The following is a 26924-nucleotide window of genomic DNA, read 5'->3' as shown; positions in this document are numbered from 1 at the left end:
CAGTCGCTCGTCACGGGGAAGGTGCTGCAAAGGGCCGGTATGGCATGGATGAAATGCCCATAGACTTCTCGGAGCATCGCTTACAGGAATTCTCATAAATCGAGCCCGACGTTTCCGATGGGCGCCTTTGCGATGCCCGCTGCGTTTACTTCTCTTCCAGCCCAAACTCGCGAACCGCCACGGCGTATGCCTTAGCCTCGCTCGCCGCAAATGCGGCAAACGCCGACGCATCGCGGTAGACCAGTGGACTATTGAGTCGCGCCGCGCCGGTTTTGTAGCCTTCGCTTGTCGTTGCTTTGGCGCATGCCGCGACGAGCCTGTTGCGCGTGTCAACAGGTAATCCTTTCGGTGCAACCAACCCGCCCCAAACCGTTCCGCGCAAATCAAAGCCACTCTCCAATGCGGTCGGCACGGCAGAATGCGAATCGAGGCGCTTGTCTGCGAATAATACGAGTGGGCGCAATTGGTATTGGGTCGCGACGGCTGGCGTTTCCGCAAACATCATCACGTGCTTGCCGAGCAAGCCCGTCGCCATTTCGCCGGAACTCTTGTAGGGCACGTGCAATCCGTCTACACCGGCCTTCTTGAGCAGCGCGGCCATCGTGATATGTAGCGCGGTCCCCTGTCCCGAAGAGCCATAGTTGAGTTTGCCGGGATTCTGTTTCGCGTACGTAATCACGTCGGCGAGTGATTTGAACGGTGAATCCTGGGTGACCATCAACATCAGCGGAACGTCATAGGTGCCGCAAATGTAATCGAAACTGTCTGCCTGGTAGCTGAGTTTTTTCAGCGTCGGTTGCAACACTTGTGGGCCGATGGTGGTCATCGCAATCGTATAGCCATCGGCACCGGCGCGCGCGACCTCGGCCATCGCAATGGCGCCACCTGCGCCGGCCTTGTTGGCGATGATGAGCGGCGTACCGAGTGCCTTCTCAAACTCGACTTGCAGCAGCCGTGCCATCAGGTCCGTGGTGCCGCCCGGGCCGAAGGGCACGATCACCGTGATGGCCTTCGCCGGGAATGGCTGCGCGAAAGCAGCCGCCGTGAAAAGTGCCGCAATCAGCGCGAGTAGTTTCTTCAATTCAGCCTCCCCATTAAGTGGATCACAACATGTGTTTGATTTGTCGCGGCCAACGTGGCGTCGCGCTAGCCTGCCACCGAAGCCTGCGCCAACCCGGCATCGACAATGATGTTCTGGCCGGTGATGCCATTCGAATCGTCGGCACCGAGAAACAGTGCGGTGCGCGCCACGTGCGACGGTTCGAGACGAAACTTGAGGCACTGAAGCTCGATAAATTTCCTGTCCTCGTCGGGGTTGCGCCAAAGCGCCTCCTGCCGTTCGGTGACGATTGCACCAGGCACCAGCGCGTTCACGCGAATATTGCTTTCACCCAGCTCTCTTGCCAGCGTGCGCGAGAGCCCCGAGATGCCCGCCTTTGCCGTCGTGTAGCCGACCAGGTTGGCGCGGCCGCGCATCCACGCGATCGAGCCCAGGTTAATGATCGAACCGCCGCCGGCCGCCGCCATGCCAGGCGCCACCTGCTGGATCGCAAATACGTGATGTTTCAGGTTCAGCGCGAGACAGTTGTCCCAGTACTCGGGGGTGAGTTCCGCGAGCGTGTGCCGCGCATCGTTGCCGGCGTTGTTGACCAGCACGCGGATGGCGCCCAGATCGGTCTCGACTTGCGCAAGATGCGCCTGATACGTGCGGGTGTCGCGGACATCGCAGGTGCCGTAGCACGGGGCATGCCTGCATGACTGCGCAAGCCGCGCGACCAACGCTTCGCTCGCAGCGGTGTCGATATCGCAAAACGCCACGCGCGCACCCTGCCGCGCGAAATGTTCGACCAGCGACGCGCCGATGCCCGAGCCACCGCCGGATACGAACACGACACGGTTATCGAGACTGGGATAAGTTGTCATGGCAGTCATTGCCGTTGCTTTCGTTATGGCCGAGTTGGTAACACGGGCCCAGTTCAGGACTCGCAGATCGCCATTCTGCGCGCTTCTTCAGACATTTGTGGTCGGAACGCCGCGCCAGATGGCGATCTTCGTCTGACGAATCGCCCAAAATACCGTCGTCTCCGCCTCCGCTGGGACGACGAATCCTTGTTGCAAATACAAGTTGCCAATTCTGCTCGCATCCCCTGCGGATTGCTGTTGTCGCATAGCCTAGTCAACATACAGGGGCTCGGCGCGACCGGCGGTATCAAGTTCACAGGCAAAGATTCCACCCGCGTGCGGGTCCGACTGCAATTCGGCTTCCGTCGCACCTTCGCGCGCGGTGGTGATGTAAAGCGTACGCAAATTGGGCCCACCGAAAGCCACCATCGTGACGCGCTTCGCCGGAACATGAATGACACCGGTAACCTCCCCCTGCGGCGAGTAGCGCAGGACACAACGGCCTTCGTACTGCGCGCTCCAGTAGTTGCCGACGATATCGATCGCCGCACCGTCCGGCCGCCCACTGTATCCGGCATCGGCACGATTATCCGGTCGGCGGGCAAACTCACGACGCGCACCGATCGCCGCGTTCTGTACGTCGAATGGAAATTGGTAGATGACGTGATTCGGCGTGTCCGACTGGAACACGTGGCGACCGTCCGCCGTGAACGCCAGGCCGTTGCTGACCTTCACACCCAATCCCGTTTCCGGCCCCCAACCCATTCGCACCTTGCCGCGCTCAAGGCAATAAACCGCGGCCGACTCCGCCGTGCGCGGCTCAAACATGGCGCCTGCCCAGAAACGCCCCGCCGCATCGCAGCGACCATCGTTGAAGCGAAACTGGCTCGTGTCATAAGGTGCGTCCGCCACCTTTTCCAGACCGCCATCGACGGGATAGAACCGGTAGAAGCCATCGCGCAATGCCGCCACCAATCCACCGCCGGCCGCGAGCGCAATGCAGCCCGGCTCGCAGGGCATCGGCCAGCGCTGGTTCTTGCCGGCCGCGGGATCGAAACGATTGATCGCGCAGCCGGAAATATCGACCCAATACAGCTTCTGTTCAGCCGTACTCCACAGAGGGCACTCCGCCAGCGCGGCGCGCGCATCGAGCACCAGCCGCACATCGCGGATTTCAAGCATGGGGTTTTGGCGTTGCCGCGCGCCCGCTCAAGGTTATCGACATCGAAATGTTGAACGATTCGCCCGGGCCAAGCATGCGCATTCCAGTATCGGTGACACCCTTCGCGGCCAGCGCAAACGCGTTGTTGATGTGCGTGACAGGTTCCAGCGCGATGAAGTTGCGGCCATCATTGGGCGCGAACACGACAATTTGCCGGCATGCTTCCGTCGCATCGAGTTGCATGCGATGAGTCGGATAGTCGAGTACCGCGCGACGGCCCCAACCGGTGAAGCAGTGATCGACCTTCCAGCCCGCCACAGGCCGCAACTGGCTAAAGTCCGCCTCCGTCGGCACCGGACCCGGTTCGGTCGGCAGCGAATCGGCGCCCATTTTCCACAGGCCTTTCCAGTCAGCTTGCAAATGCGTATCGGGTGTCAACGGAAAATATGGATGAAAGCCGAGGCCGGCCGGCATCGGGCGTTTGTCATTGTTTTTCACCGTCAATCCAAGTTTCAATGCATTCGCCGTGAGGCTGACCCCTTGCGTGGCCTCGCATGCAAACGGCCAGTCGTCGTCTGGACTGTGTCTGAGGTGAAGCTCCGCCGAATCGGCTGCACGTTTCACCACCTGCCACGCGCGTTGCCAGCCGAAACCATGGATCGCGTGCGGCTCTTGCATGAAATTGGGACGCAGTGCAAAGGTTTGATCGCCAACAATCAGTTTTGCCTGCCCGACGCGGTTCGAATACGGCACCAGCGGATAAACGCCCATCTGGCGCACCAGGCGCTCGTTGATCGCGGCATCGGGCGCGCGGCGCAGGATGTCATGCCCTTTCCAGGTGAAACGCGCAATCGATGCACCGATTTTCGGACAGAGCATTACCTGACTTTCGCCGCTCTGTAGTGGCACGATCAAGTTTGCCTCAGCCATCCTGCCCTCCCACCCGCCCGATAAGAACTCGACCCGAATCGTCTATCGCCCGAAAGCCGGCCGACGGGCGACAGTGTGCCGCCCGGACGTTCGAGCCGGCAATGCGCGCGACGCCGTTTTCCCGGTGCAGCGTCACGCACTGATTCATCACACACGGCTGCGCATGGGGTTCGCCGAACAGCCAGACCTCATCGACCGGTGCGGCCAAATCGATCTCCCCGGTATGCATGACCGCACGTCCCAGACACAACACATGACCCTCACGGCCCCAAGCCGGCAATTGATCCAGCGCCCTTTGTACCACGCGCACCTGACCACCTTCAATACGCTCGCCGGTATCAAGGTCGCGCCACACCTCGCCCGCCGGGAAATACACTTCCACCGTGCCGCCAGGACGGATGATCGGCGCCACCAGCAACGCATCGCCGAACAGGTATTGGCCTTCAAATGATCGCGCAAGCCGATCGTGCGGAAACGCCAGCGGCATGGCGCGCATTAACGGCAATCCCGTGCGTGCGGCCTGCTCGGAGGCGCCCAGCATGTAGGGAATCAGCCGATAGCGAAATGCCAGAAGTTTCTTGGCAATGACTTCCGTCTCCGCACCCAGTGCCCACGGTTCGCGCTCGCCGATGCCGTGATAACGAAAGTGCGAACAGAAAATACCATTGGCGGTCCAGCGCAGATAGAGTTCGGTATCCGGTTGCTGGGCACCGTAGAAGCCGCCGACGTCGGTCGCGTAGTACGGCACGCCGCTCATGCCGTAGCCGAGCGCGCCGCGGATGCTCGCGGCCATACCTTCCCAATCGGTCTGCGGATCACCGCCCCATTGCATGGGAAAGCGTTGACTGCCGATAAAACCATCGCGGCCCCATACCATGGCCTGCCCGCGGCCATGCGTATCGTTGTATCGTTGGGTGGCGTCAAACACGCACTGGTTGTAGAGCAGCGGGTAGACATTGTGCAGACGCCGGCCGGTATCGCCGTTGTGCGCGACCATGTCGTCCTCGACCTGCTCGCCGAAATCGGTCTTGATCACGTCGATACCGTCATCGAACAATTTGTTGTGGCTGTCGGCCCAGAATTTCGCCGCTTCCGGATGCGTGAAGTCGAGCAAGCCCGAAGGCGGCAGCGGGGTGAGCACTTTGCCAAACGGGTCGTCAGTGGGGTCTTTCACCCAGTCGAACACATAGGCCTTGCTCCCGGCGTCGCGCTTTTTAAGCAGCCATCCTTTGGTCTCGAGCTCGGCAAATAGCGGACTGTGAATCGACACGCACGGATATTCCCAGACGCACACCTTGAGATTGAACGCGTGCAGTGTCGTCAGAATTTTCTTCGGATCGATGTCGGGTCCGTAAAAACGGCTCTTGTCCCACTCGAACGCAAAGCGCGTGCGCACATCCCATGCCGCGCGGCCATCGAGCGTGATGACGTCGCAAGGAATACCGCGGCGGCGCAATTCGGCGGCCGTGTCGATCGCCTCCTGCGGCACCTTGTAATAGGCGCGCGACAGCCACATGCCGTAGCTCCACAGCGGCGGTAATGCCGCGCGACCGGTCAGCGCGGTGTAACGGTCGACAATGGTCGCCGGTTCGCCGGTGAAGAGAAACAGGTCGAGCGCATCGTCTTCAACTTCCAGCACATAAGTACGATGCGACCACTGCGGGTAACCGACGCCGTGCCGGACAATCCCCGGCGTGTGCGCCAGCAGCCCCCATCCATCCGGGCTCCAGCAAAACGGAATGTTCTTGTAAGAAAGTTCAGTATTGACACCCAGCGCATCCTCGGTGCGCCCGCGCACCAGTTGGCCACGCTTGTCGAGTGGCCCGAACTTTTCGCCGAAGCCGTAGACAGCGGTGTCACTGGCCAGCGCCCAGGAGACGCACCAGCGGCGGTGGCCTTCATTCTGTTGCAGGCCGACCGCCGGTATTCTCGTACGGCCGCGAAAGTGCTGGTCGGTGATTGTGGTGATTACGGTTTTCCCCGCCTTCGATAGCGTAAATCGCAACGGCGCGGTTTCGATGAAGAGTGTGACGTCGCCACTGGTGACGCGCCAGCCCTCGCCTTGCGGCACGACGCTCAATAGACCGGTGGCGGCAGGCTGCTGCAGCAAGGCGTAATCCGGCAGCCGCGATTGCCCGAAGGTAATTCGCAGGGTATCGATTGCGTGCGCGGAGATGGTGAGTGGGATACCGTCGGCGTCGAAACGCGCGTCGGTGGCGGACGCGTCGATAAAGCGCGCTTCGCTCAGGCGCTGAAAACTGCTTTGCTGGAATATGTCCAATGACAAGTTGCCGCTCCCCGCGTAAAACGTTAAAAGTCAAGCACTGGCGAGGCTTCTAGCGTGTTGTTGGCTCAAACGCCGCGCCAATACTAGAGTTTTCCGCCGCGTTCATCGACATCGATAGCAGGAACTCATCCCACGAATTTACGAAAGCAAGGATGCCCGCTGTAAACACCCCCGGCGCCGCCAGCGGCATGACAACATGCCATAGCGCGCCCATGCGCGTACAGCCATCTATCATGGCCGCATTCTCGATATCGCGCGGAATGTCCTGAAAGAAACTCACCAGCACCAGCGTGCAGATCGGCAAGTTCAATACGGTATAGGGCAACACCAGCGCGACATAACTGTTGAGCAGGTTCAGCCCGCGCATGATCTCGAACAACGGCACCATCAGCGTCACCAGCGGGAACATCGATACCGCGATGATGCCGGTGAGGATCAGGTTGCGGCGCTTCAGGTTCAGGCGCGCGATGGCGTAAGCCGCCAGCGCGCTGATGAACAGCGACAGCAGCATCGACAGGATGGCAACGATCGCGCTGTTGAGCAGGTAGCCCGGCAGCGGCTGATCGCGGAACGCGGCGATGTAATTGGTTAGCACCGGGTTCTGCGGCCAATAGGTGATCGGCTTGGCTGTCAGCTCGATTTCGCCCTTGAGCGACGTGAAGAAGATCCACACCGCCGGGAAGAAGCCGTTGAGGAGAACGATGGCAGCGGCAAACCAGCGCAGGCGTTTGGCCGTGAAGAAATTGTTCAATCCCGCGCTCAATCTTTGTCTCCCCGCACATAACGCAAATACACCCAGGTCGTCGCCATCGACAGCATGAACATGAACACCGCCAGCGTGGAGCCGTAGCCGAGATCGAGGTAATCGACGGTATTGAGCTGGATGTACATCGCCAGCGTCTGCGATTCCTCGCCCGGCCCTGGCATGCTGAATGGGATATCGAAAGACTGGATCGCGGTCAGGGTGCGGAAGATCAGCGCCACCAGCATCGACGGCACCAGCAACGGCAGAGTGATTTCCCGGAACTGCGTCCATTTCGATGCGCCATCGACTTCGGCGGCCTCGTACAACGAAGCCGGAATGGTCTGCAATCCGGCCAGCAGGATGAGCGCCATGAACGACGAGGTCTTCCAGATGGTGGCCATGCAGATCGCCATCATGGTGAGCCCCGGCGAATTGAACCAGATCTGCGGTTCGCCGCCGAAGCGGCGGATGAGGTCGTTGATGATGCCGTATTCGCTGTGGAAGAACCACGCGAAGATCAGGCCGACGAAGGCCAGCGGCAGCGCCCACGGCAGCAGCAGCGCGAGGCGGATCGGACTGCGGAAACGGAATGGCATGTTGGCCAGCATGGCGAGACCCAGTCCCACCACCAGCGCGCCGGGCACGGTGATGAACGTGATGATCAGCGTATTCCTGACTGCGCGCCAGAACATGCTGTCGGCGAGCGCGGCCGCATAGTTGTCGAAGCCGATGAAGGTCACCGGCAATCCGCGCGCGAGGCGCACATCGAAAAAACTGTTGATGATCAGCGTGCTGACCGGATAGGCGACGATCACGGCGATGAACAGCAGGGCGGGCGTGAGCAGCGCCCACGCGAGCGCGGTTTCGCTGGGGTCCAGTATTCGGTCGCGCAAGGAGCGCTGGGGACGTTGGTGCATGCCTGGTCTGCCCCTATCTCAGGGCTCTCGCCACGCGCTGCTCGATCTCGTCGAGCGCCTGCTGCGGGGTCTTGACGCCGGCAATCACCGTATTGGTGTTGATGCGCAGCGCATCCGAGATAGCGCGATATACAGGGGTGACCGGTCGCGGCCGCGCGGTCTCCACTACCGGCAGGGCATCGGCAAACCACGGCACGGCTGCCAGCACCTCCGGATCCCTGTAGACCGAGGGGAACACCGGATGGAATGAACCCTTCAACGCGAGTTGCTTGGACGCTTCCGGACTCGACATCCAGCGTATCAGCGCCACCGCCGCCGCCTTGTTCTTCGAATAGGCCGACACCGACCAGTTCCAACCGCCCATGCACGACACCGCCTTGCCACCCGGCATCGCGGGAAGCTTGACCACGCCGACCTTGCCCTTGACCCGGCTGTCGGCACCGCCCTGGAAGTGATTCCAGGCATACCCCCAGATCACGCCGAAGATCACCCTGCCCGCCTGGAATTCCTTGCGCGTGTCATCAGTACCGACTTCTGCGCTGTTCCTTTTGGCCACGCCGTCGTTCACCATGTTGCGCCACATGTTCAGTCCGGCTTCGGCCTTGCTGCGCTCAAATCCAGTCTTGCCGTCGCGAATGATTTCGCCACCCAGGCTCCAGTAGGGCAGCAGGAAAGTGCACACCGCGCCTTCGATCGCCTTGCCCTGAAAACTCAAGCCCTGCAAGTTGGAATCGCCCTCTCCCCGCTGGATCTTCTTCGCCACGCGTGCCAACTCCGGCCACGTTTCAGGCGGTGGTTCGTTGTATTTGGCCAGCAAGTCCTTGCGGTAGTAAAGAAACAGCGAATCGGCCAGGCCCGGCAGCGCAATCGTCTGGTTGTTGACCGTATTGGCTTCGCGGTACGCGGGAAGGTAGCGCGACAGAACGGCCTCGCGCTCGTTGCCGAAATAGGGGTCGAGCGGTTCCGCCCAACCGGCGGCGGCGAATTGTGCCGGCCGGATGATGTCGATGAGAAAAATATCGAGCGTGGAATCTTTAGCGGTCAGCACCATGTTCAGGTATTTCTGGCTGAGCTCGGAGGTGGCACCCCCCGGTTCCAGGGATATTTGTACGCCCGGGTGGGCCGCCATGTATTGCGCAAACAGTGCGCGCATGATGTCCGGGCGCTGCTGGCCGCCGATGTAGGCTTTGAGATGCACCGGTGGTGTCTGTGCGTGCGCAGGATTCAGGAATCCTGCTATCGTCAGCGCAATGAATGCCAGTCGTCGCATATCGATATCGCCTGATGCTAGAAGGGCCGCAGCACACTGCCGCTCGCCGCATCGAACAAATGAAACTTGTCCATGTTGACCCACACCCCGGTCTGCTCGTCGGGCGCAAACGGCAGGTTGGGAGGCAGGCGACCAATTAATTCGCCGCCCTCGCAGGCCAGCGTCACCAGGGTTTCCGCACCAAGCGGCTCGATCACTACCACCCTCGCATCCAGTCGCACATCGTTGCTTCCCGTCCGCTCGATGCCGATATCTTCCGGGCGAATGCCAAAGGTGACCGCGCGTCCGGCGAGCGTGCGGTAGTAATCCTCGTGCACCGGCAGCGCAAGTCGTTGCGCGCTGTTCCCCAGTGCGACACAAGCCTTGCCTTCATCGATCGCAACGGTAGCGGTCAGGAAATTCATCGGTGGTGAACCGGTGAAGCCCGCCACGAACTTCGATACCGGCTGGTTATAAATTTCATCAGGGGTGCCAACCTGCATGATGTTGCCGCCCGACAGCACCACGATGCGCTGGGCGAGCGTCATCGCCTCCACCTGATCGTGGGTGACATAAATGGTGGTCGCGCCGATGCGCTGGTGCAGCTTCTTGATTTCGGTCCGCATTTCCGAGCGCAACAGTGCATCCAGATTTGATAGCGGTTCATCGAATAGAAACAGCTTTGGCTGGCGCACGATCGCACGGCCCATCGCCACGCGTTGCCGTTGCCCGCCGGAGAGCGCACGGGGCTTGCGATCGAGCAAATGATCGATTTTCAGAATCGCCGCCGCCTCTTTCACCCGTCTGTCGATGTCGGCCGCGGGGAACTTGCGCAGTTTCAGGCCAAAGGCGAGATTGTCGAACACGTTCTTGTGCGGATACAGCGCGTAATCCTGGAACACCATGGCGATGTCGCGTTCACGCGGCGGTAAATCATTCACCACGCGATCTTCAATCGAAATGGCGCCGCTGCTGATGGCCTCAAGCCCGGCGACCATACGCATCAGCGTGGATTTGCCACAACCCGACGGACCGACAAAGACCACAAACTCACCGCGGTGAATTTCCAGGTCGATGCCCTGCACGACCTTGACGCCGTTGTCGTAAACCTTGGTGACTTGCTCGAATTTGACGCCGGACATATGCGCGCCTTCGGCTTCAATAAACGCCGGTGTTGATCGATTTCGCCAACGCCGGCTTCATCGCCGCGAAGAACGCGTTGGCCTGCCGCATCATCATGCCCATGTCGGAGGCCACCGCAACATAACTGTAGCCATACTCGATGAACTGCTGAACCATTTCCGGTGTCGGCCCGACAATGCCGATGGGCTTGCCGATTTTCTTTGCACGCACCGCCGCGTCTTTCAGGGCGGCCTGCACCTCGGGATGGGCGATGTTGCCGATTTGGCCCATGGCGGAAGACAGGTCCCCCGGCCCCATGAACAGCGCATCGACACCCTCGACCGCCGCGATTTGCTCCAACTGCTCGATGGCGTCTGGCGTTTCCAGCTGAATCATGCGGAAGATGCCTTCATTGGCGTGCTTGCCGTAGTCGGCTGCCGTCGCGTAACGGCTGGCACGATGCATGGCCGCGAACCCGCGCGTACCGGGCGTCTGGTCGCCGGGTTGCGGATAGCGCGTCGACGCCACCGCGCGCCGTGCGTCATCGGCGTTCTGCACGAACGGAAACATCAAGGTCTGCGCACCTATGTCCAGCGCGCGCTTGACGAGCACGATGTCGTTCCAGGCGAGGCGAATCACTGGTGTGGCCCGAGTACCGGCAATCGCCTGCAGGATGTGATAAGTATCCTTGTAGTCGATCGGCACATGCTCCATGTCGACGACCAGCCAATCAAAACCAATGCAACCCATCGCTTCAGCGGTGGAGGCGGTACCGGACATTAGCCAGGTACCAAGCGGGATACTGGGCTGCGCGAGCAGCGCGCGGAATGGGTTGTTAAACGGATCCATGATGGCCTCAGTAAATGGGGGGTTCGGGCGTTGCTGCATTGCCCATGAGAAAATCGAAATCGCAGCCTTCATGGGCCTGTGTCGCATGTTCAATATATAGACGGGTGAAGCCGCGCTCGTAGCTGCACACAGGGGCTGTCCATGCGGCACGCCGGCGGGCAAGTTCCGTATCGGTGACTTCCACGTTCAAGGTGCGCGCCGCGATATCCAGCACAACGATATCGCCGGTCTGAACCAGCGCCAGCGGTCCGCCGACCGCCGCCTCGGGAGACACATGCACCACGCAGCTGCCGAAATGCGTGCCGCTCATGCGCGCGTCCGAGATACGCAGCATGTCACGCACGCCCTGCTGCAGCAGCTTTTTCGGGATCGGCAAATTTCCCCATTCAGGCATGCCGGGCGCACCGACCGGGCCGCCGTGCTTCAGAATCAACACGGTATTCTCATCCACGTCCAACTCGGGCCGGTGAATGTCTGACATCATCTGCGCGTTGGAGTCGAACACCAGCGCCTTGCCACGGTGCGTGAAGAATTTTGTACTCGCGGCGGAAGGCTTAATTACCGCGCCCTCGGGACAAATATTGCCGTGCAGCACCGCCAGCGCGGCTCCCACGGCAACCGGACGGTCGATACCGTGGATGACGTCAGGGTCCGCGCATTCCGCACCGGCGATATTCTCGCCGAGCGTTTTTCCGGTGACAGTGAGCGTATCAAGCTCTAGATGCGAGCGGATTTCCTGCAACAACGCAGGCATGCCGCCTGCGTAGAAAAAATCTTCCATCAACTTGTCGCCAGAAGGAAACAGGTTGGCGATGACGGGAATGCGCCGCGCCGCCTCGTCCATTTCGGCTAATGTGAGCGTCAGGCCTGCGCGACCGGCAATCGCCACCAGATGAATTGCGGCATTGGTCGAGCCACCCAGCGCCATGTAGGCGGCAACGCCATTGACGAGCGAGCCGCGGCTGAAGAATCCCGAAGGCTTCAAATCCTCCCAGACCATGTCGACGATGCGGGCGCCGCACGCCGAGGCCATGCGCTCGTGGCTGGCGTCCATCGCCGGGATACTGGTGGCTCCCGGCAGCGTGAAACCCATCGCCTCGGCTATCGAGGTCATGGTGCTGGCGGTGCCCATGGTGTTGCAGGTACCGGGCGAGCGTGTCATCTTGGCTTCAAGCCGGATCCACTCCGGCTGATCAATGTTGCCGGCAACGTACTCGTCCCAGAATTTCTTGGTGTGTGTGCCGGCCCCGACCGATTGTCCTTTATAGCGGTCATTCAGCATCGGCCCTGCTGGACAGAAAATGACAGGAATATCCATGCTGATCGCGCCCATCAGCAAGCCGGGCGTCGTCTTGTCGCATCCTCCGAGCAAGACGGCACCGTCCACGGGATGCGACCGCAGCAGTTCCTCGGTTTCCATGGCGAGAAAATTCCGGTACAGCATCGTGGTTGGTTTGACCATGACTTCGCCAAGCGACAATGCGGGGAGTTCCACTGGAAAGCCGCCGCACAGCAGGATGCCACGCCGTACCGCATCCGCACGTTCTCGCAAATGGGCATGGCAAGGCGACAGATCCGACCAGGTATTGACGATGGCAATGACCGGGCGACCGAGAAATTCTTCGCGCCGCAAGCCGCGCTGCTGCAACCGTTGACGGTGGGCGAAGGAACGCATGTCGTCTTTCGCCAGCCAGCGCTGGCTACGTAGCGACTCCAACGAACGTCGGGGTGGTTTTGCGGACACTGATGGCCTATGGGGTAAAACCGGCGGGAACGGGAATTCTATCCCCGCCACGCCCGCGATTGGGAATCTGACGAGCGTCCAAGCCTGCGGCGCCCGCCAGACTCATGCAGCTCCAGAAAATACTAGAAGTCGAGGCGCGCGTTGATACCGAAGTAACGCTGGTCATCGCGCGGCACGGAACGTTGCGTATTCGCACCAGACAGGAAGAATGCCGCGTAAGAACGGTCACCCAGGTTTTTCCCAAGCAGCGCCACGCGCCAACCCCCAGCCGGATTCGACAACGCAACCGACATATTGACGATTCCGTACGCGGCCTGAAGCGTATTGGTCGACGTGGAAAGGTCAAATTGCACTTTGCTTTGCCAGCTATAGTCGGCTCCCAAATCGAGCTTCAGCCCACTGCCCACATCCATCTTGTAGTTTGCACGGACGTTTGTCTTCCAGTCAGGCGCGGACGGCAATGGTGCGCCATCGAGATTCGGGCAGGTCGCGCCAACCGGGCAATTGAACCGGTCTATCCGTGCCCGCGTATTGGCGACCGCACCGGACAACGTAAATTGCCTGGAGAGCTTGGCCTCGAAATCAGCCTCGAAACCTTTGGTCGATACATCGCCCGCGTTGATAAAGCGCGTGACAACCGTCCCACTGACGAGGTCCGGGAAATTGGCCTGATAGCCGGAGTATTTGGTATCGAACGCGGCCAGATTCAGTCGCAAGTGATTGTTGAGCAACGTCGATTTCAGACCTAACTCATAGCCCGTGGATTTTTCCGGTGCCAGCGCAAAATCGTCAATTGCCGACATGTTGAAAAACGCGTTGAAGGCCGGCCCCTTGTATCCCTTGGAATAGGTGGCGTAAATCGTTGCGTCCTTGCTCAGGTCGAACTGCGGCCCGATGCGACCGGAGACGCCATTCTGGCTGGTGTCCCCAGTGGTTTGGGCGCGAGTGACACGCACACCCGGAATTTGCGCGGCCGCGGTGGAGACGCGGCCATGGTAATAGGACAAGTCATCCTTTGTATATCGCAGCCCAAGGATGCCGCGTAGCGTCGGGCTGAAATTCAACTTGCTTTCACCAAACAGCGAACCGCTCTTGCCCAATGTGCCATAGGTCGCGACACCGTTGTCGAGAAGTAGCGCTGCGCAAGGCGTGATGCCCGATGGCAGATTCGGCAACGTTCCATTGCAGCGTTTGACATCGCGCCGATACACCTCATCGGTCTTGGTGCGCATGTAGAAAAGGCCGCCGACATACTCGAAAAACGTGCCGGTCGGTGAAGCGATTCGCAGCTCCTGCGAAATCTGTTCGGATTTTAATTGCCCGCGATCGCCCAGCGATGCGATCTGGTTGTTCACCGTCCCTGTGCCGTCAATATCCTGGAACTGGATATTTTTCCATTCGCGCCAGGCAGTGATGGAAGTCAGCGTGGCCCCACCCAGCCCCCAATCGAGCTGTGCGGAAAGCCCCGAATTGGTGTCATCGACGCGCTCCTTCACATCGGTCGCGACACTGCGATTCTCAAGACCCGGAACGATTGGGAGGAGGGCGGCCGGAATGACACCCGTCGCGCGTACGAACGGTCCACGCGAACCGGTATCGTCGGCCTTGGAATAATCGGCAATCACGGTTGCTTTTATGTCCTTGCTGGCGGTGAACTCAAGCTTGCCGCGTACGCCTTTGCGATCATAGCCTCCCACTTTTTCGCCGAGGGTAATGTTGTCGATATTGCCATCGTACTGGCCAATGAGCGCCGCAATCGAGCCGAGCAGTCCGGGGCTGAGTTCGCCCGAAGCGCCTGTGCGCAGGCGTTTCTCGCCGCCCTGAAAAAATGAAACATCCACAAACTTTTCGGTGCTCGACGAAATCGGTTTGGACACGATATTGATCACGCCCGCCGACGCATTCTTGCCAAACAGGGTGCCCTGTGGCCCACGCAGCACTTCTATCCTCTCTACCTCCATCAGGTCGAGTGTCGCCTGCCCCGGACGGGCGTACACCACGCCATCGACGACTGTTGATACCGTAGGCTCCACACCCGGCGAAGTCGAAATGGTACCCACGCCGCGAATGAATAGTGAAGTGTCCTTGTTGGACGCGTTGGCGCGAAAATTGACTGTCGGCGCCTGCGACGTGATCGCGCCCAACGTATTGAGGTTTGCCTGCTCAAGGCTCTCGCCGCTAATGACAGAAATGGCAATCGGCACGGATTGCAGAGGCTCGCTGCGTTTGGTTGCCGTGACATTAATTGTCTCCAGCGTGTCCGATGCTTCAGGCCGGGGTGCCTGACTTGGCGCTTGCTGCGCATGGGCGATTCCCGCAACCAGTGCGGCAATTGTTGACACTGCGGGCAGCAGGCGATGCCGGACACCCACAGACTTGCTTGCGTTTCTGGTGTGTTTCATGCATTTCTCCTCGTCCATGTAATTGTTAGTTAGCACGCGCACTACCGGACAAGCGGTGCGCCAGCTGATTTTGCCCATCAATTGCGACCACTCCAAAGAAACAGGTGAAACTGTTTTCAGGAACCTGATGCGACCACGCGCTGACCATTCGCACCGTTCACTGGCTATCTTCAGTGCGCACCGCGCAGATCCGTCATGCCCGGAATGTCAATCGGGCCGGACAACCAATTGCGCACTTTATGCATTGATTTTGCCAAAGTCAAGTAGGTCATCTATATGAGTTGATTAACCTTTGGTTCGTGGCATTTTCGCAACAAACCTGTGCCGCCGCAGGAAAGGTCGGAGTAGATGAAATGCCCCTAAATTGTTGCAGCGCAACGATCGGGCATCCGTTGCCCAACGCGCCGCAATGCGTCAACGGCCGGGACCTTCCACGGCGGCTCGTTTCGCGACAGCCGCGGAGACGATGTTCCCGGCTGGCATAATCGTCAGTGACGAAATTTCTGGCCCACTAAGGAGCCCCTGAATGGCGCAACAAAAATTTTCCGGCGTGATCCCGATCCTTGCCACGCCGTTTAACGATGATGAAAGCCTCGACCTCGCGTCGTGGCAACGCATGATTGAGTTCATGGTGGCGCTCAAAGTCGATGGCATCACCATCCTCGGCGTGCTGGGTGAATCCAACCGGCTCAGCGACCATGAACGTGAAACCCTGATCAAATCGGCGGTTGCGACCGTTGCAACAGGTGGGCGGCGCATCCCCGTCATCGTCGGCACCAGCCACACGGGCACCGCGGCGGCGACATTCCTTTCGCGCATGGCGGAAGATCTTGGCGCCGACGCGGTGATGGTGACACCTGCCAGGGAACCCGTTCCCAACGACGAACGCATCGTCGAGTACTACCGTCGCATCGGTGAGGGCATGCGCCTGCCGATCGTGCTGCAAGACCATCCCGCCTCGACTGACGTGCACATGTCCGCGCCGCTGATCCTGCGCATCGTGAAAGAAGTCGCGTCGATTGCCTGCATCAAGGCGGAAGCGGTGCCGACGCCGGCAAAAATTCGCGCGCTGCGGGCAGGACTATCCCGGCCTGTTCCGATTCTCAGCGGACTCGGTGCCCTGTACGCGCCATTCGACCTGGAGGCGGGATCGGAAGGATTCAATACCGGTTTCGCGTTTCCCGAGGTGTTGCGCGCGCTGCTGGATGCTGCTCAGGCAAATGACTTTGATCGCGTGCACGCGCTGTATGCCCGCTTTGCGGCACTGATCACTTTCGAACAGCAGCCGGGGCTCGCCATCCGCAAGGAAATCCTCCGCCAACGCGGTCTGATCACCTGCAACCGCGTGCGGCATCCGGGGGCGACCATCACCCCGGTGGTCGCGGCCGAGGTGGCGGCGCTGATCACGCGCACGCTGCCGGGTGTCGATATCACGCAAACCATCGCCCTATGAATACCAACGACAGACACGTCTTCGATGCCTGCCTGAAGGCGCCGTTCGGCACGCTCGGCATCATCGCGGACGACAAGCACTTGCTCGGCGTACATTTCCTTCCCGCCAATGTTCCAGTCAAGGTGCCAAAGGCCAACACGATCGCGCACCTCGCCTGCGTGCAGTTGATGGCGTACCTCGATAATCCCCGTGTCGAGTTTGACCTGCCGCTGAAACTTTCCGGCACCAAGCATCAAGTTGACGTATGGCAGGGCATGCGCAAAATTCCTCCCGGCCAGACCTTCACCTACGGCCAACTCGCCACAACGATCGGCTCATCGGCCCGCGCCGTCGGCACGGCGTGCGGCCAGAACCCGATTCCGGTAATCGTGCCATGCCATCGCATCATCGCCGCCAACGGTGGCCTTGGCGGGTTCATGGGCGGCAAACTGGAGAATCCGCTGGCGATCAAGCAATGGCTGCTGAAGCATGAGGGTGCATTGTTGCTTTAGCCAATGGAATCCAGCGACCCTTTGATCGATCAATTCGCCGACAGTCTGTGGCTCTCGGATGGCCTCGCCAAAAATACCATTGAGAGCTATCGGCGCGACATCTTGCAACTCGATGATTGGCTGAAGCGATCTTCACGCGCACCAATCGATCAAGCTGGTGCCGAGGACCTGCAGGCGTTTCTGGCACACCGCGTCGAAGGACTCCATGCCAGTCCGCGATCCACCGCGCGGCTCACTTCCGCGATGAAGAGGTTCTATCAATTCCTGATTCAGGAAAAACTTGTCACTGACGACCCGAGCCTGCGCCTGGAATCGCCGAAGCTCACGCGCGGGCTGCCAAAATCGCTTTCCGAACACGACGTGGACGCGCTGCTCGTTGCGCCTGATACCCATATCGCGTTAGGACTGCGCGACAAAGCCATGCTGGAGACGCTGTACGCCTCCGGCTTGCGGGTGACTGAACTGGTAACCCTCAAGGTCGCGCAACTGAGCCTTGAAATGGGCGTAGTGCGGGTGATGGGCAAAGGCTCGAAAGAACGCCTGGTGCCGCTGGGTGAATCGGCGGCTGATGTCATCCAGCAATATCTCACCAGTGCGCGAATCGAAATCCTCAACGGACAGAAATCCGACGACCTGTTCGTGACCAGCCGTGGTCACGCCATGACGCGGCAGATGTTCTGGCACCTGATCAAGCGCCATGCCTTGACCGCTGGCATCCGCGTGCCGATTTCCCCGCATACTCTGCGCCACGCTTTCGCCACCCATCTCATCAACCACGGCGCTGACTTGCGCGTGGTGCAGTTGCTGCTCGGGCACGCCGACATCACCACTACGCAGATTTATACTTATGTCGCACGCGAGCGGCTCAAACTGATTCACGCGCAGCATCATCCGCGGGCATAGATTGAAATGTCAAAACTCGAGCATTGGTGCGGCGTCTGGCGCTTTTTTGCCTGGAGATGCCCGCCAATGCTGGAGTTTGATGTCTCCTGTTGTCACCATCTGCAGTTCACCGTCATTCCTCCATGAGCAAACCATCCGAAACCCCCGCAACCGCCCTGCTAAGACTGCATGGCGTGGAATACACCGAACATGTCTACGAGTATGTCGAACACGGTGGCACCGGCGTTTCTTCGTCGACTCTTGGCGTCGACGAGCACCATGTCGTGAAGACGCTGATTTTCGAGAACGACAAGCGCCTGCCGCTTTGCGTGTTAATGCACGGCGATTGCAAGGTCAGCACGAAGGAACTGGCGCGGCAGATTGGCGTGAAGCGCGTTGCCCCCTGCACGCCTGAGGACGCGCAGCGGCATTCCGGTTATCTCGTGGGCGGCTGCTCGCCATTCGGTTTGCGCAAACCGATGCCGGTGTACATGGAAAAAACCATCCTCGACATCGGGAAGATTTATATCAACGGCGGCAAGCGCGGCTTTCTGGTGGGAATTGCGCCGCAGGAAGTCTTGCGGGTAGTGAAGCCGGCACTGGTGTCGGTCGCGCTTACCGACTGATCAGATCAATCGCGCCAGCAGCGTCAACAGCAGGCTCAACACGATTGTGCTCGTGATCGGCAGGTAATAGTCGCGGCCATTCTTGCGGAATCGAAGGTCGCCGGGCAATCGCCCGAGGCCGATTCGTGACAAATGGGGCCCGAGAAATCCGAGCACAATCACGGCAATCGCCAGCAGCACGATCCACTTGATCATGACGACGATGGCTCAATAACATCGCGCGACCGGCTGATGGTCACACCAACCAGCTTCACGCCGCGCATGTGCGCGATCTTGGCCACGCTGACCTTTACCCACTGCGCCTTGAAGTCATGCAGGACGACTTGCGAAATATGCTCCGCCAGCGCCTCCAGCAATTTGAAATGCTGATCCTTCAAGTCCGCGCGGATGCGTTCGACCACCTTGCCGTAGTCCACGGTATCTCGAATGTTGTCGCTCTCGCCGGCGCGATGTGTATCAAGGCCAATTTCCAGATTGAAATCCAGTGTCTGCGGACGCAGTTTTTCCCACTCGTAAATGCCGATCCAGGCATCGGCGCGCAGCTCGCGGATGAAGATGATGTCCATGTAAAGTATTGTAGAGTATGGGCATGACAAATTCCGTAATCGCCATTCTCCTTGCGTACCTGATTGGGTCACTCTCGTTCGCCGTTATCGTGAGCTGGGCCATGGGCCTGCCCGATCCGCATAGCTATGGTTCGGGCAACCCGGGCGCCACCAATGTGCTGCGCACGGGCAAGAAACTCGCTGCCATCCTTACACTTGCCGGTGATGCAGGCAAAGGCTGGTTCGCGGTCTGGCTGGCGCAGAAATTCGCGGTCGACTTCGGCCTCACGCCAACCACCATCGCCGCCGTGGCGATCACGGTGTTCCTCGGCCACTTGTTTCCGGTTTTTTTCAAATTCCTCGGCGGCAAAGGTGTCGCGACGGCACTCGGTATCCTGATCGCGATCAACCTGTGGCTGGGATTGGCCACACTTGCAACGTGGCTGATCATCGCGGTTTTTTTTCGCTATTCTTCGTTGGCCGCTATTGTTGCTTCGGTGTTTGCGCCGTTTTACGGCTTTTTTCTTTTCGGCGCGTCGGCCGCGCTACCGGCGGTGATTTTCATGTCGGCGCTGCTAGTGTGGCGGCACAAGGAGAATATCCGCAAGCTGATGAATGGCACCGAATCAAAATTGGGTGCAAAGAAAAATGCAGCCGGGACCAGCTCCGGGGCCGGCAACTAAGGGACTATGATTTCGCGGGCCAACGCCTCCAGGCCCACCACACCAGCCCAAGGAACGCCGTGTACATCGCGGTGAAAGCCCAAGGCGGGGCGTCATAGTAGATCAGTGCGATCATGAGGCGACCAATGAATGTCTGCGTTGTCTCCCTCGCGCGCAACGCATCTTCCAGAGCCGTCAGCGGACAAGTAATCCCAAATAGCGCTTCCAGCGCCACCAGCGCCACCAGCGAGAGATGCGAAATGCGAAAACCGCGATGACGAATCCATTTCCACTCGCGCAAGCCACCAACGACAATAGCGAACAAGCCGCCGAGATTGAACAGCACGACCAGCATATGGAACGCCAGTACCGCATCGGCAAGCATCAGCTTTTACCCTTCACATGCAGGGCAACGCGAATCATGGCTACAAGCGTTTTCGAGTCAGAACCCTGCCTTGTGTTGCTCACTTCAGAAGTGTCTGTTCAATGAACTTGATCTGCGCATAGAACATGTAGTCCGCATTTTCTTTTTTCGCAAAGCCGTGTCCCTCATCATTGGCCATCAGGAACCATACGGGCGTTTTATGCTTTTTCAATTGCGCGACAATCTGCTCGGCTTCTGAGTAGTGGACGCGCGGATCGTTCCTGCCTTGCACCACAAACAGCGGCTTCCTGATCTTTTCCGCATTACTCAGCGGAGAAATCTTCTCGAAGAATGCACGCATGGCAGGATCGCGTTCATCGCCATACTCTGCGCGTCGCAGATCGCGGCGATAGCTCTCGGTGTTGGTAAGGAAGGTCACGAAGCTGGAGATGCCCACCACGTCGATGGCACCGGTGATTCGGTCCGAATAATGCATCGCGACCGCGAGGCTCATATAGCCGCCATAGCTGGTGCCCTGCACGAGAATTCGCGACGCGTCCAGGTCCGGCTGCTCGTTGATCCAGTCAAACAGCGCGCCGATATCCTTGACCGAATCTTCGCGCTTGGTGCCGTCATCCAGCGCGACGAACGTCTTGCCGAATCCGCCGGAGCCGCGCACGTTCGGGAAGATCATCGCCACCCCGAGTTCATTGACGAGGTAGTTGTCACGGTCGAGAAATCCCGGGCGTGCCAAGCTCTCCGGACCGCCATGAATGTCAATAATCACCGGCCGCTTGCCAGGAAATTTCTTCGCCTCCGGTTGATAGACAAATCCGGAAATCACCAGTCCGTCAAAGCTCTTCCAATGTGCGAGCCTGGGCTCGACGAAGTCCAGGGGATTCAGTGTCGGGCTCAAGCTATTGGTCCAGCGATGAATCCGCGTACTTTCCAGGTCAAACGCATACACGTCACCCGGCGAGCGCGACGACGTTACATTGAACGCGAGTTCCTTGCCAAAGTCTTCGCCCTCCGCGTCATCATCGCCGGCGCCACGCCAACGCAGGCCTGAAATCTCGCCCGGCAACAATGCGGGGCGCGGCAACTCCCTGCCCGTCGCCAGATCAAGGAACCGCAACACGCTGGAACCGCTTTCGCTGGTAATCAGCGCAATGCGTTTGGCGGGATAGGAAATGGAAAAAGCATCCACGTCAAACTTGAGCCCGGCAGTAAGACCAGTCTCTTTTCCCGTGGCGAGGTCAATGTAAATCAGGCGGCGAAATTCACTGTCCCGATCAGACACTGCATAGAGGCCCTTGCCGTCTTTCGAAAATCGCGGGCTGCCGTAATACGCCGGTGCGGCGGTTTTCTTCGGTGGACTGACGCGCTTTTTTTCGCCGCCGGCGATATCCAATAACCAGATATGCGATTCGGTCACCGAAATGTATTCCTGATAGACAAGCTTGCGGTCGTCGGGCGAAAAACGGAATTCGCCCACGCCACCGCGGTCAAAGGTAGCGATGTGCCGCGTGCCAGCCGGATTCAGCGGGTTCGCAATGTACAACTTGGTGACCGCCCTTCTTGCGGCATTTTGACGGTCAATTGCCACCGTCGTGTAAACGATGCGATCGCCCTTGCGATTCCACGATGGGGGGGATGCACGCTCATTTTCTGTCGAGATTGGCGTCACGGCCCTTGTGGCAATATCCATGCGAAAAATGCGAAATACTTCATCGCCATCACTGGCTTTTTCGAACAGGATGTACTCGCCCTTCTTCGGCTGAAACGTGGCCCCGGCCACTGCATCCGGAAAATCCGTCCATTGCTCCGGCTCGCTGCCGGGTGATGCGACAAAATAAAGCTGCTCGGTATTCGTCGCCGGCTTGAGAATCAGGACCCCCGGTTTGGCGGGATGCCACGCGACCAAAGTGGAAGGCCTGAATTCGGTATACGGCGCAACTTTAGCGACCAGGTCATCGGAAATTGGCGGAATACCTTCGATCACCAGATTGGCGCCCGGCGTGAGAGTTTGCGCCTGCGCGAAACCGCCAGCGCCGATCGCCAGAGCGGCCGTCCGCCAGGATGATCGCAGGCCGACGCACCCACTTCATTCGTACTAATTTCCCTTCCCGACAATTGGTCGCGATGGATCAGACACCCACTCGCTCCACGAACCGGGAAACAATTTCGACCCCTTGAGGCCGGCATACTCCATGGCAAAGATATTCATGCACGCCGTGACGCCGGAGCCACATTGGTGGAACACATTTTCCGGCCTGGTGTTCGGCGCCAACTTGAGAAATTCATCACGAATCTCCGCCACCGGACGCATGGTCAGATCATCCTCGAGGTTTAACTTGTAGAAGCGATTGATCGCACCGGGAATATGGCCCGCCACCGGATCGAGGGGCTCCACGTCACCACGATAACGTTCCGGCGCGCGCGCATCGATCAATCGGTATCCAGGATCGTTGAGATGCGCTTGAACTTCGGCAGCGCTGCACAGCATCACTGGATCAAAACTGGCTTGCAGCGCAACCGGCTGCGGAATGGGAACATCCGTCGAGAGCGCGCGCGCCTCGGCAATCCATTTCGGAAGTCCGCCGTCGAGCAGGTACACATGCCGAAGCCCGATCCAGCGCGCCATCCACCACAAGCGCGACGCGTAAGGCCCACCGACATCGTCATACGCAACGACGGCGGAGGTATTGGTTACACCATGACGCGCCAGAAAGGCCGCAAACACCGCCGGTGGCGGTAACGGATGGCGCCCGTTGCTGCCGTTTCTTTCACCAGACAGATCGGTGTCGAGGTGTGCGAAATGCGCACCGGGAAGATGGCCCTGCCGATACAGCCGCTCACCTCTTTCGGCATCCCCCAAATCGTGACGGCAATCGAAAATGACCCATTGTGGATCGCTCAGGTGCAGCGAAAGGTCGTGCGTACTAATCAACATGCGAAGTCCAGCCCGGAAAATGAAAGGCCAATTATGTCGCGGAACAGCGCGGAAAATTCACGTTGCCGGTGAGACATTGCCGTCACCTTGCAGCCAACATCAGACATCAGGTATGCGCGGGAAATTCCATCGCGCGTCGGGATACGTACCACGCGTTGACGGGTTTTCGGCTGCCGTCGCCGATAAACTCCAGCATTGACGAGGCTTCCAGGCCATTTTCGGCCTGCGAAGTCCGCCAGGGCTAGCGTTTGTTTCCCGACCTTTCCGCATTCCGTCAATTCCCGCTCCCCGCTCAGCAACAAGGAGTCGAGCACAGGAATCTATTTTCCGGGTCCCAACATACGCGCCAGTCGCAATTCGACCGGCTCGGCGCCGATCGACAATGCAGACGCGGCACCTGCCGGTAAAGCCGGCTGGGCAGGCATTGCCGGAATCGTTGCCGTTGTCTTCACGGTTGCAGGTGCCAGCTCAATAGTCTCGGTTACTTGCGAATTGCCAAGCCAGTAGCCGCCCGCGGCAGCAATCACGACGCTCGCCGCTGCCAACCAGCCGAATCGGGAACGCCGTTGTGGTTGCACGGACGATTGCGCTTGCGCGAACTCGGCGGGCGCGGAATCAACATGCGCCGCATCGCCACTTTCGGCATCACCCATGCCGGCCGGCATGGGCGCTTCCACCATTTGCCGTGCAAACGCTTTCTTCCGCGCAAGCTCATCCTTGAGAACCGCCCGCGCACCACGGCGCGCGTCCTGGGCCTGGGCAAATGATTTTTCATTCTTGATACGCGCTTCCTCGGCTTCACGCGCAGCGCGCTCGACCTTGGCTCGCTCGACGGCGGCGACGCGGCCACTCTCCTCGGCCTGTTCGCGCTTGGCGAGCGATGCAGCGAGTCCCACCTCGTTGGCGTGCCGCGCTTCCGCGGCTTTTATGGCGGCGCGATCGGCGTCGGCGCGTTCGCTCGCGGCGGTGGTCGCCGCGGCTTCGGCGGCAGCGCGCTGCGCAGATTCCGCGGACGCAGCAGCGTCGGCTGCCTCGCGTGCCCTGGCGGCTTCCTGCAAGGCATGTTCGCTCGCAGCACGCGCATCGGCTGCTTCACGCAGCGCCTTTTCCGACTTGAGCAGATCTTCCGCCGCGCGCTGCGCGAGTTTTTCCACGCTCGCCCGCTCGGTTGCCGAGGCCGCGAGCGCTGCTTCCGCGGCAACTTTGTCTGCCACCGCTTTCTGTGCCACGCGATCGGCTTCGACCCTCAGGTTGAGCGCCGTAGCCGCTTCCCGCTCGGCTGCTTCACGCCGTTTGGCCTCAGCCGCAGCGTCCGTTTCGGCGCGTTTCCGCGATTCAATCTCGCCTTGCAACGCGGCCTCCGCGGCCGCCCGGCTTTCCGCTGCTTTGCGCAATGCCTGCTCATTGGCAACGCGCGCATTGGCCGCTTCGTGCAGCGCCTTTTCAGCTTTGGCATGCTCATCCGCCGCGGTTTGTGCGAGCTTCTCGGCACTCGTGCGTTCGGCCGCCGCCGCTGCCAACGCGGTTTCGGCCGTAACTTTGTCGCCTGCCGCCTGCTTTGAAACGCGCTCGGTCTCGAGTTTGCGATTCAGCGCCGCAACGGCTTCCTGTTCCGCCGCGTGCCGCCGTTTGGCTTCGGCAGCGGCTTTCTCTTCGGCCTGCTTGCGCGACTCAATTTCACTGTGCAATGTGGTCTCTGACCTGGCCCGCGCTTCCGCTGCCTCGCGCAAGGCTTGCTCATCCGCGGTACGCGTCCGGGCTGCGTCTTGCAGCGCCTTTTCCGCTTTGGTCCGCTCATCCGCCGCAGTCTGCGCGAGCTTTTCCGCGCGCGTGCGCTCGATCGCCGTTGCCGCCAACGCGGTTTCGGCCGCGGCTTTGTCTGCGGCTGCCTGCTTTGCAACGCGCTCGGCCTCGACCTTGCGATTCAGCGCCGCGACGGCCTCCTGTTCCGCCGCGAGTCGCCGTTTGGCCTCGGTCGCCGCTTTTGCTTCGGCCTGCTTGCGCGACTCAACTTCATTGTGCAGTGCGGCCTCGGCCTTGGCCCGGCCCTCAGCCGCTTCACGCAAGGCGCTCTCCTGCATCGCCAACGCTGCCGCGTCACGCTGCGCGGCCTGTTCCGCTTTCATACGTTCCGCGACGGCCGAAGCCAGTGCCTGCTCCGCGCTTTGCTTATCCGACAGCAGCGAAACCGCCACGCGGTGCGTATCGGCGCGCTCTGCCTCTTTTGCGACCGCTTCGCGTTCGGCGACAAGACGCGCGTCAATCAACCTTGCGGCATCGTGCCCCGCCTGTTTGGTGGCGGCGATTTCGGTGTTGAGTTTTGCTTCCTCCGCCACGCGAGCGCCAGCGGCGGCGAGCAGCAATGCCTCCTGTTCGGCGCGCGCGCTTTGCTCCTTGCGCGCGATCTGCTCGGCCTTGACGCGCTCCTCGGCGGCGGCGGCAAGACTGCGCTCGGATTCGGTCTTGCGCTGGGCAGCAAGGGCCGCCTCGCGATCAGCCTCGGCGCGTTTGGTCGCCACTGCCTGCGCTTGCGTTTCCGCTTTCTGGCGCTCGACAAGTTTGGCGGCCGCCTGCGCCTCGGTTTTCTTGCGCGTCTCGGCGAGCGCCAGCAATGCCTGCTCTTCTTTCACGCGCGCTTCCGCGGCTCCGCGCGCCTGCTGCTCCATGCCCGCACGCGCCGCCGCTGCTTCGCGAAGTTCGGTCTCAATCGCCGCGCGCTCGCGCACTTTTGCCGCGATCGCGCCTTCTTCCTTGATGCGGGCCTGGGCCGCCATCGTCGCCTCGTGCTCGGCCTGAAGTTGTTCCTGCAGCTTCGCGGCCAACGCAGCTTCCTGTGCCAGGCGCGCTTCGCGCGCCGCGCGTTCTTCACTCTCGACCGAGTTGCGTTTCCCGGCATGTGCCATTTGCGCTTGCTCGGCGGCCAGCATCGCTCGCGTCGTGGACTCAAGCTCCTTTTCCTCACTGAGCCGTGCCAACGCCTCATCAATGGCGCGGGCCTCGGATGCCCTGCGTTCTTCGGCGAGCTTGATCGCGCGCTGTTCAGACGCGATGCGCTCGGCCTGTGCCAACGCCGCGCGCTTCTCTTCTTCATGCCGTTGCATGGCCTTGGCGGTAAGGTCGGCCTCGATTTTTTCGCGCGCGGCCGATTTTTCTTTTAACTCTGCCTCCGCGGCCTGTGCAGCCTGCGCGGCCTTGGCGAGTTTTTCTTCGGCGGCAATGCGTTCACGCACCGCATTGTCGGCCGCGGCATCGGCGGCGGCACGCTCGAGCGCAATACGTGTTGCCTCGTGATAGGCAACGACCCGTGCCTCGATGACGCTCTTCAACTCTTCTTCCGTACGCATGCGCTCTTGGGACGCGTCGTGCTGGGCCTTTTCTTCGCTGGCGCGCGCAAGCGCCTTTTGCGTTTCTTCGCGCTCAGCCGCGATCGCTTTGCCGACGTCGCTTTTTTGCTCGTCCTGCGAAATACCGCGACGGCGCATTTCCTCGGCTTGTTTCAGTGAGTCAGCAAGTTTGCTCATGTGCGGTGGCCAGTGTTCCGTGGTTGCTGTTGAAGGACCCTGTTTAACTTCGACTTCGATCTGTACAAATACTGAATTTCCACTGCGTGCCGATGGACCTGAGCCGCGCCTGTGCGGT

Annotated in this window: 23 protein-coding genes; 5 read left to right on the top strand and 18 right to left on the bottom strand. The window is 60.2% G+C overall.

What is annotated here, in order from left to right; genetic code table 11:
• Positions 1 to 145: 145 nt before the first annotated feature.
• The 12 genes from IPP88_10360 to IPP88_10305 all read right to left on the bottom strand — a co-directional run bounded on the left by IPP88_10360 (position 146) and on the right by IPP88_10305 (position 15309).
• Entirely contained in the window at positions 146 to 1081 is a 936-nt protein-coding gene (locus IPP88_10360; GenBank protein MBL0123094.1) for a tripartite tricarboxylate transporter substrate binding protein, read from the bottom strand.
• A gap of 65 nt (positions 1082 to 1146) precedes the next feature.
• Positions 1147 to 1932: an SDR family oxidoreductase gene (locus IPP88_10355; protein ID MBL0123093.1), complete on the bottom strand. Its 786-nt coding sequence runs from the start codon at positions 1930 to 1932 to the stop codon at positions 1147 to 1149.
• 240 nt (positions 1933 to 2172) lie between these two features.
• Complete coding sequence (locus IPP88_10350; protein MBL0123092.1) at positions 2173 to 3084, bottom strand: SMP-30/gluconolactonase/LRE family protein; 912 nt, start codon at positions 3082 to 3084, stop codon at positions 2173 to 2175.
• Complete coding sequence (locus IPP88_10345; GenBank protein MBL0123091.1) at positions 3077 to 3994, bottom strand: aldose 1-epimerase; 918 nt, start codon at positions 3992 to 3994, stop codon at positions 3077 to 3079. The genes IPP88_10350 and IPP88_10345 overlap by 8 nt, the downstream gene beginning before the upstream one ends.
• Positions 3987 to 6281: a glycoside hydrolase family 31 protein gene (locus IPP88_10340; GenBank protein ID MBL0123090.1), complete on the bottom strand. Its 2295-nt coding sequence runs from the start codon at positions 6279 to 6281 to the stop codon at positions 3987 to 3989. The genes IPP88_10345 and IPP88_10340 overlap by 8 nt, the downstream gene beginning before the upstream one ends.
• A 49-nt stretch (positions 6282 to 6330) precedes the next feature.
• Positions 6331 to 7044 carry a carbohydrate ABC transporter permease gene (locus IPP88_10335; protein ID MBL0123089.1) on the bottom strand — a complete coding sequence of 238 codons (714 nt, stop codon included), beginning with the start codon at positions 7042 to 7044 and terminating at the stop codon, positions 6331 to 6333.
• Complete coding sequence (locus tag IPP88_10330; GenBank protein MBL0123088.1) at positions 7041 to 7943, bottom strand: sugar ABC transporter permease; 903 nt, start codon at positions 7941 to 7943, stop codon at positions 7041 to 7043. The genes IPP88_10335 and IPP88_10330 overlap by 4 nt, the downstream gene beginning before the upstream one ends.
• 13 nt (positions 7944 to 7956) lie before the next feature.
• Positions 7957 to 9213: an ABC transporter substrate-binding protein gene (locus tag IPP88_10325; protein MBL0123087.1), complete on the bottom strand. Its 1257-nt coding sequence runs from the start codon at positions 9211 to 9213 to the stop codon at positions 7957 to 7959.
• Between the two features lie 17 nt (positions 9214 to 9230).
• On the bottom strand, positions 9231 to 10334 hold the full coding sequence (gene ugpC, locus IPP88_10320; protein MBL0123086.1) for a sn-glycerol-3-phosphate ABC transporter ATP-binding protein UgpC: 1104 nt from the start codon (positions 10332 to 10334) through the stop codon (positions 9231 to 9233).
• A gap of 16 nt (positions 10335 to 10350) precedes the next feature.
• A complete protein-coding gene (locus IPP88_10315; GenBank protein ID MBL0123085.1) occupies positions 10351 to 11163 on the bottom strand; it encodes a 2-dehydro-3-deoxyglucarate aldolase in 813 nt (270 codons plus the stop codon).
• A gap of 7 nt (positions 11164 to 11170) precedes the next feature.
• Positions 11171 to 12907 carry a dihydroxy-acid dehydratase gene (locus IPP88_10310; GenBank protein MBL0123084.1) on the bottom strand — a complete coding sequence of 579 codons (1737 nt, stop codon included), beginning with the start codon at positions 12905 to 12907 and terminating at the stop codon, positions 11171 to 11173.
• Positions 12908 to 13029: 122 nt separating this feature from the next.
• Positions 13030 to 15309, bottom strand: coding sequence for a TonB-dependent receptor (locus IPP88_10305; GenBank protein ID MBL0123083.1), 2280 nt, complete (start codon positions 15307 to 15309; stop codon positions 13030 to 13032).
• A gap of 526 nt (positions 15310 to 15835) precedes the next feature.
• On the opposite strand from IPP88_10305, the gene IPP88_10300 reads away from it, so the two are divergent.
• The 4 genes from IPP88_10300 to ybaK all read left to right on the top strand — a co-directional run bounded on the left by IPP88_10300 (position 15836) and on the right by ybaK (position 18761).
• Complete coding sequence (locus IPP88_10300) at positions 15836 to 16762, top strand: dihydrodipicolinate synthase family protein (GenBank protein ID MBL0123082.1); 927 nt, start codon at positions 15836 to 15838, stop codon at positions 16760 to 16762.
• Positions 16759 to 17253 carry a methylated-DNA--[protein]-cysteine S-methyltransferase gene (locus tag IPP88_10295; protein ID MBL0123081.1) on the top strand — a complete coding sequence of 165 codons (495 nt, stop codon included), beginning with the start codon at positions 16759 to 16761 and terminating at the stop codon, positions 17251 to 17253. Before IPP88_10300 ends, IPP88_10295 begins: the two co-directional genes overlap by 4 nt.
• A gap of 3 nt (positions 17254 to 17256) precedes the next feature.
• The gene (gene xerD / locus IPP88_10290; GenBank protein MBL0123080.1) at positions 17257 to 18156 is read left to right on the top strand and encodes a site-specific tyrosine recombinase XerD; all 900 of its coding nucleotides are present in this window, start codon (positions 17257 to 17259) and stop codon (positions 18154 to 18156) included.
• A gap of 122 nt (positions 18157 to 18278) precedes the next feature.
• On the top strand, positions 18279 to 18761 hold the full coding sequence (ybaK, locus tag IPP88_10285) for a Cys-tRNA(Pro) deacylase (GenBank protein ID MBL0123079.1): 483 nt from the start codon (positions 18279 to 18281) through the stop codon (positions 18759 to 18761).
• On the opposite strand, the gene IPP88_10280 is transcribed toward ybaK, so the two are convergent.
• Both IPP88_10280 and folB read right to left on the bottom strand, forming a co-directional pair.
• Positions 18762 to 18956, bottom strand: coding sequence for a DUF2905 domain-containing protein (locus IPP88_10280; protein MBL0123078.1), 195 nt, complete (start codon positions 18954 to 18956; stop codon positions 18762 to 18764).
• Positions 18953 to 19327 carry a dihydroneopterin aldolase gene (folB, locus tag IPP88_10275; GenBank protein MBL0123077.1) on the bottom strand — a complete coding sequence of 125 codons (375 nt, stop codon included), beginning with the start codon at positions 19325 to 19327 and terminating at the stop codon, positions 18953 to 18955. The genes IPP88_10280 and folB overlap by 4 nt, the downstream gene beginning before the upstream one ends.
• A gap of 23 nt (positions 19328 to 19350) precedes the next feature.
• Here folB and plsY point away from each other — a divergent pair, with 23 nt between their 5' ends.
• On the top strand, positions 19351 to 19989 hold the full coding sequence (gene plsY, locus IPP88_10270; protein ID MBL0123076.1) for a glycerol-3-phosphate 1-O-acyltransferase PlsY: 639 nt from the start codon (positions 19351 to 19353) through the stop codon (positions 19987 to 19989).
• A 4-nt stretch (positions 19990 to 19993) separates the two neighbouring features.
• Here plsY and IPP88_10265 read toward each other — a convergent pair whose 3' ends face one another.
• The 4 genes from IPP88_10265 to IPP88_10250 all read right to left on the bottom strand — a co-directional run bounded on the left by IPP88_10265 (position 19994) and on the right by IPP88_10250 (position 26806).
• Entirely contained in the window at positions 19994 to 20353 is a 360-nt protein-coding gene (locus IPP88_10265) for a DUF2784 domain-containing protein (GenBank protein MBL0123075.1), read from the bottom strand.
• A gap of 79 nt (positions 20354 to 20432) precedes the next feature.
• A complete protein-coding gene (locus tag IPP88_10260; GenBank protein ID MBL0123074.1) occupies positions 20433 to 22388 on the bottom strand; it encodes a S9 family peptidase in 1956 nt (651 codons plus the stop codon).
• A gap of 57 nt (positions 22389 to 22445) precedes the next feature.
• Positions 22446 to 23285 (bottom strand): sulfurtransferase, encoded by an 840-nt coding sequence (locus tag IPP88_10255; GenBank protein ID MBL0123073.1) that lies wholly within the window; start codon positions 23283 to 23285, stop codon positions 22446 to 22448.
• Positions 23286 to 23605: 320 nt separating this feature from the next.
• A complete protein-coding gene (locus IPP88_10250; GenBank protein ID MBL0123072.1) occupies positions 23606 to 26806 on the bottom strand; it encodes a hypothetical protein in 3201 nt (1066 codons plus the stop codon).
• Positions 26807 to 26924: the final 118 nt, after the last annotated feature.

The organism is Betaproteobacteria bacterium (assembly GCA_016720925.1).
Taxonomy (GTDB): domain Bacteria; phylum Pseudomonadota; class Gammaproteobacteria; order Burkholderiales; family Usitatibacteraceae; genus UKL13-2.
This window is presented reverse-complemented; position numbering and strand designations above follow the sequence as displayed.

What these genes read in the sequence shown, in the direction of transcription:
- IPP88_10355 (MBL0123093.1), bottom strand. Translation starts at nt 1,932, where the DNA reads ATGACTGCCATGACAACTTATCCCAGTCTCGATAACCGTGTCGTGTTC.
- IPP88_10350 (MBL0123092.1), bottom strand. Translation starts at nt 3,084, where the DNA reads ATGCTTGAAATCCGCGATGTGCGGCTGGTGCTCGATGCGCGCGCCGCG.
- IPP88_10345 (MBL0123091.1), bottom strand. Translation starts at nt 3,994, where the DNA reads ATGGCTGAGGCAAACTTGATCGTGCCACTACAGAGCGGCGAAAGTCAG.
- IPP88_10330 (MBL0123088.1), bottom strand. Translation starts at nt 7,943, where the DNA reads ATGCACCAACGTCCCCAGCGCTCCTTGCGCGACCGAATACTGGACCCC.
- IPP88_10325 (MBL0123087.1), bottom strand. Translation starts at nt 9,213, where the DNA reads ATGCGACGACTGGCATTCATTGCGCTGACGATAGCAGGATTCCTGAAT.
- ugpC (MBL0123086.1), bottom strand. Translation starts at nt 10,334, where the DNA reads ATGTCCGGCGTCAAATTCGAGCAAGTCACCAAGGTTTACGACAACGGC.
- IPP88_10315 (MBL0123085.1), bottom strand. Translation starts at nt 11,163, where the DNA reads ATGGATCCGTTTAACAACCCATTCCGCGCGCTGCTCGCGCAGCCCAGT.
- IPP88_10305 (MBL0123083.1), bottom strand. Translation starts at nt 15,309, where the DNA reads ATGAAACACACCAGAAACGCAAGCAAGTCTGTGGGTGTCCGGCATCGC.
- IPP88_10300 (MBL0123082.1), top strand. Translation starts at nt 15,836, where the DNA reads ATGGCGCAACAAAAATTTTCCGGCGTGATCCCGATCCTTGCCACGCCG.
- IPP88_10295 (MBL0123081.1), top strand. Translation starts at nt 16,759, where the DNA reads ATGAATACCAACGACAGACACGTCTTCGATGCCTGCCTGAAGGCGCCG.
- xerD (MBL0123080.1), top strand. Translation starts at nt 17,257, where the DNA reads ATGGAATCCAGCGACCCTTTGATCGATCAATTCGCCGACAGTCTGTGG.
- ybaK (MBL0123079.1), top strand. Translation starts at nt 18,279, where the DNA reads ATGAGCAAACCATCCGAAACCCCCGCAACCGCCCTGCTAAGACTGCAT.
- IPP88_10280 (MBL0123078.1), bottom strand. Translation starts at nt 18,956, where the DNA reads ATGATCAAGTGGATCGTGCTGCTGGCGATTGCCGTGATTGTGCTCGGA.
- folB (MBL0123077.1), bottom strand. Translation starts at nt 19,327, where the DNA reads ATGGACATCATCTTCATCCGCGAGCTGCGCGCCGATGCCTGGATCGGC.
- plsY (MBL0123076.1), top strand. Translation starts at nt 19,351, where the DNA reads ATGACAAATTCCGTAATCGCCATTCTCCTTGCGTACCTGATTGGGTCA.
- IPP88_10265 (MBL0123075.1), bottom strand. Translation starts at nt 20,353, where the DNA reads ATGCTTGCCGATGCGGTACTGGCGTTCCATATGCTGGTCGTGCTGTTC.
- IPP88_10255 (MBL0123073.1), bottom strand. Translation starts at nt 23,285, where the DNA reads ATGTTGATTAGTACGCACGACCTTTCGCTGCACCTGAGCGATCCACAA.
- IPP88_10250 (MBL0123072.1), bottom strand. Translation starts at nt 26,806, where the DNA reads ATGAGCAAACTTGCTGACTCACTGAAACAAGCCGAGGAAATGCGCCGT.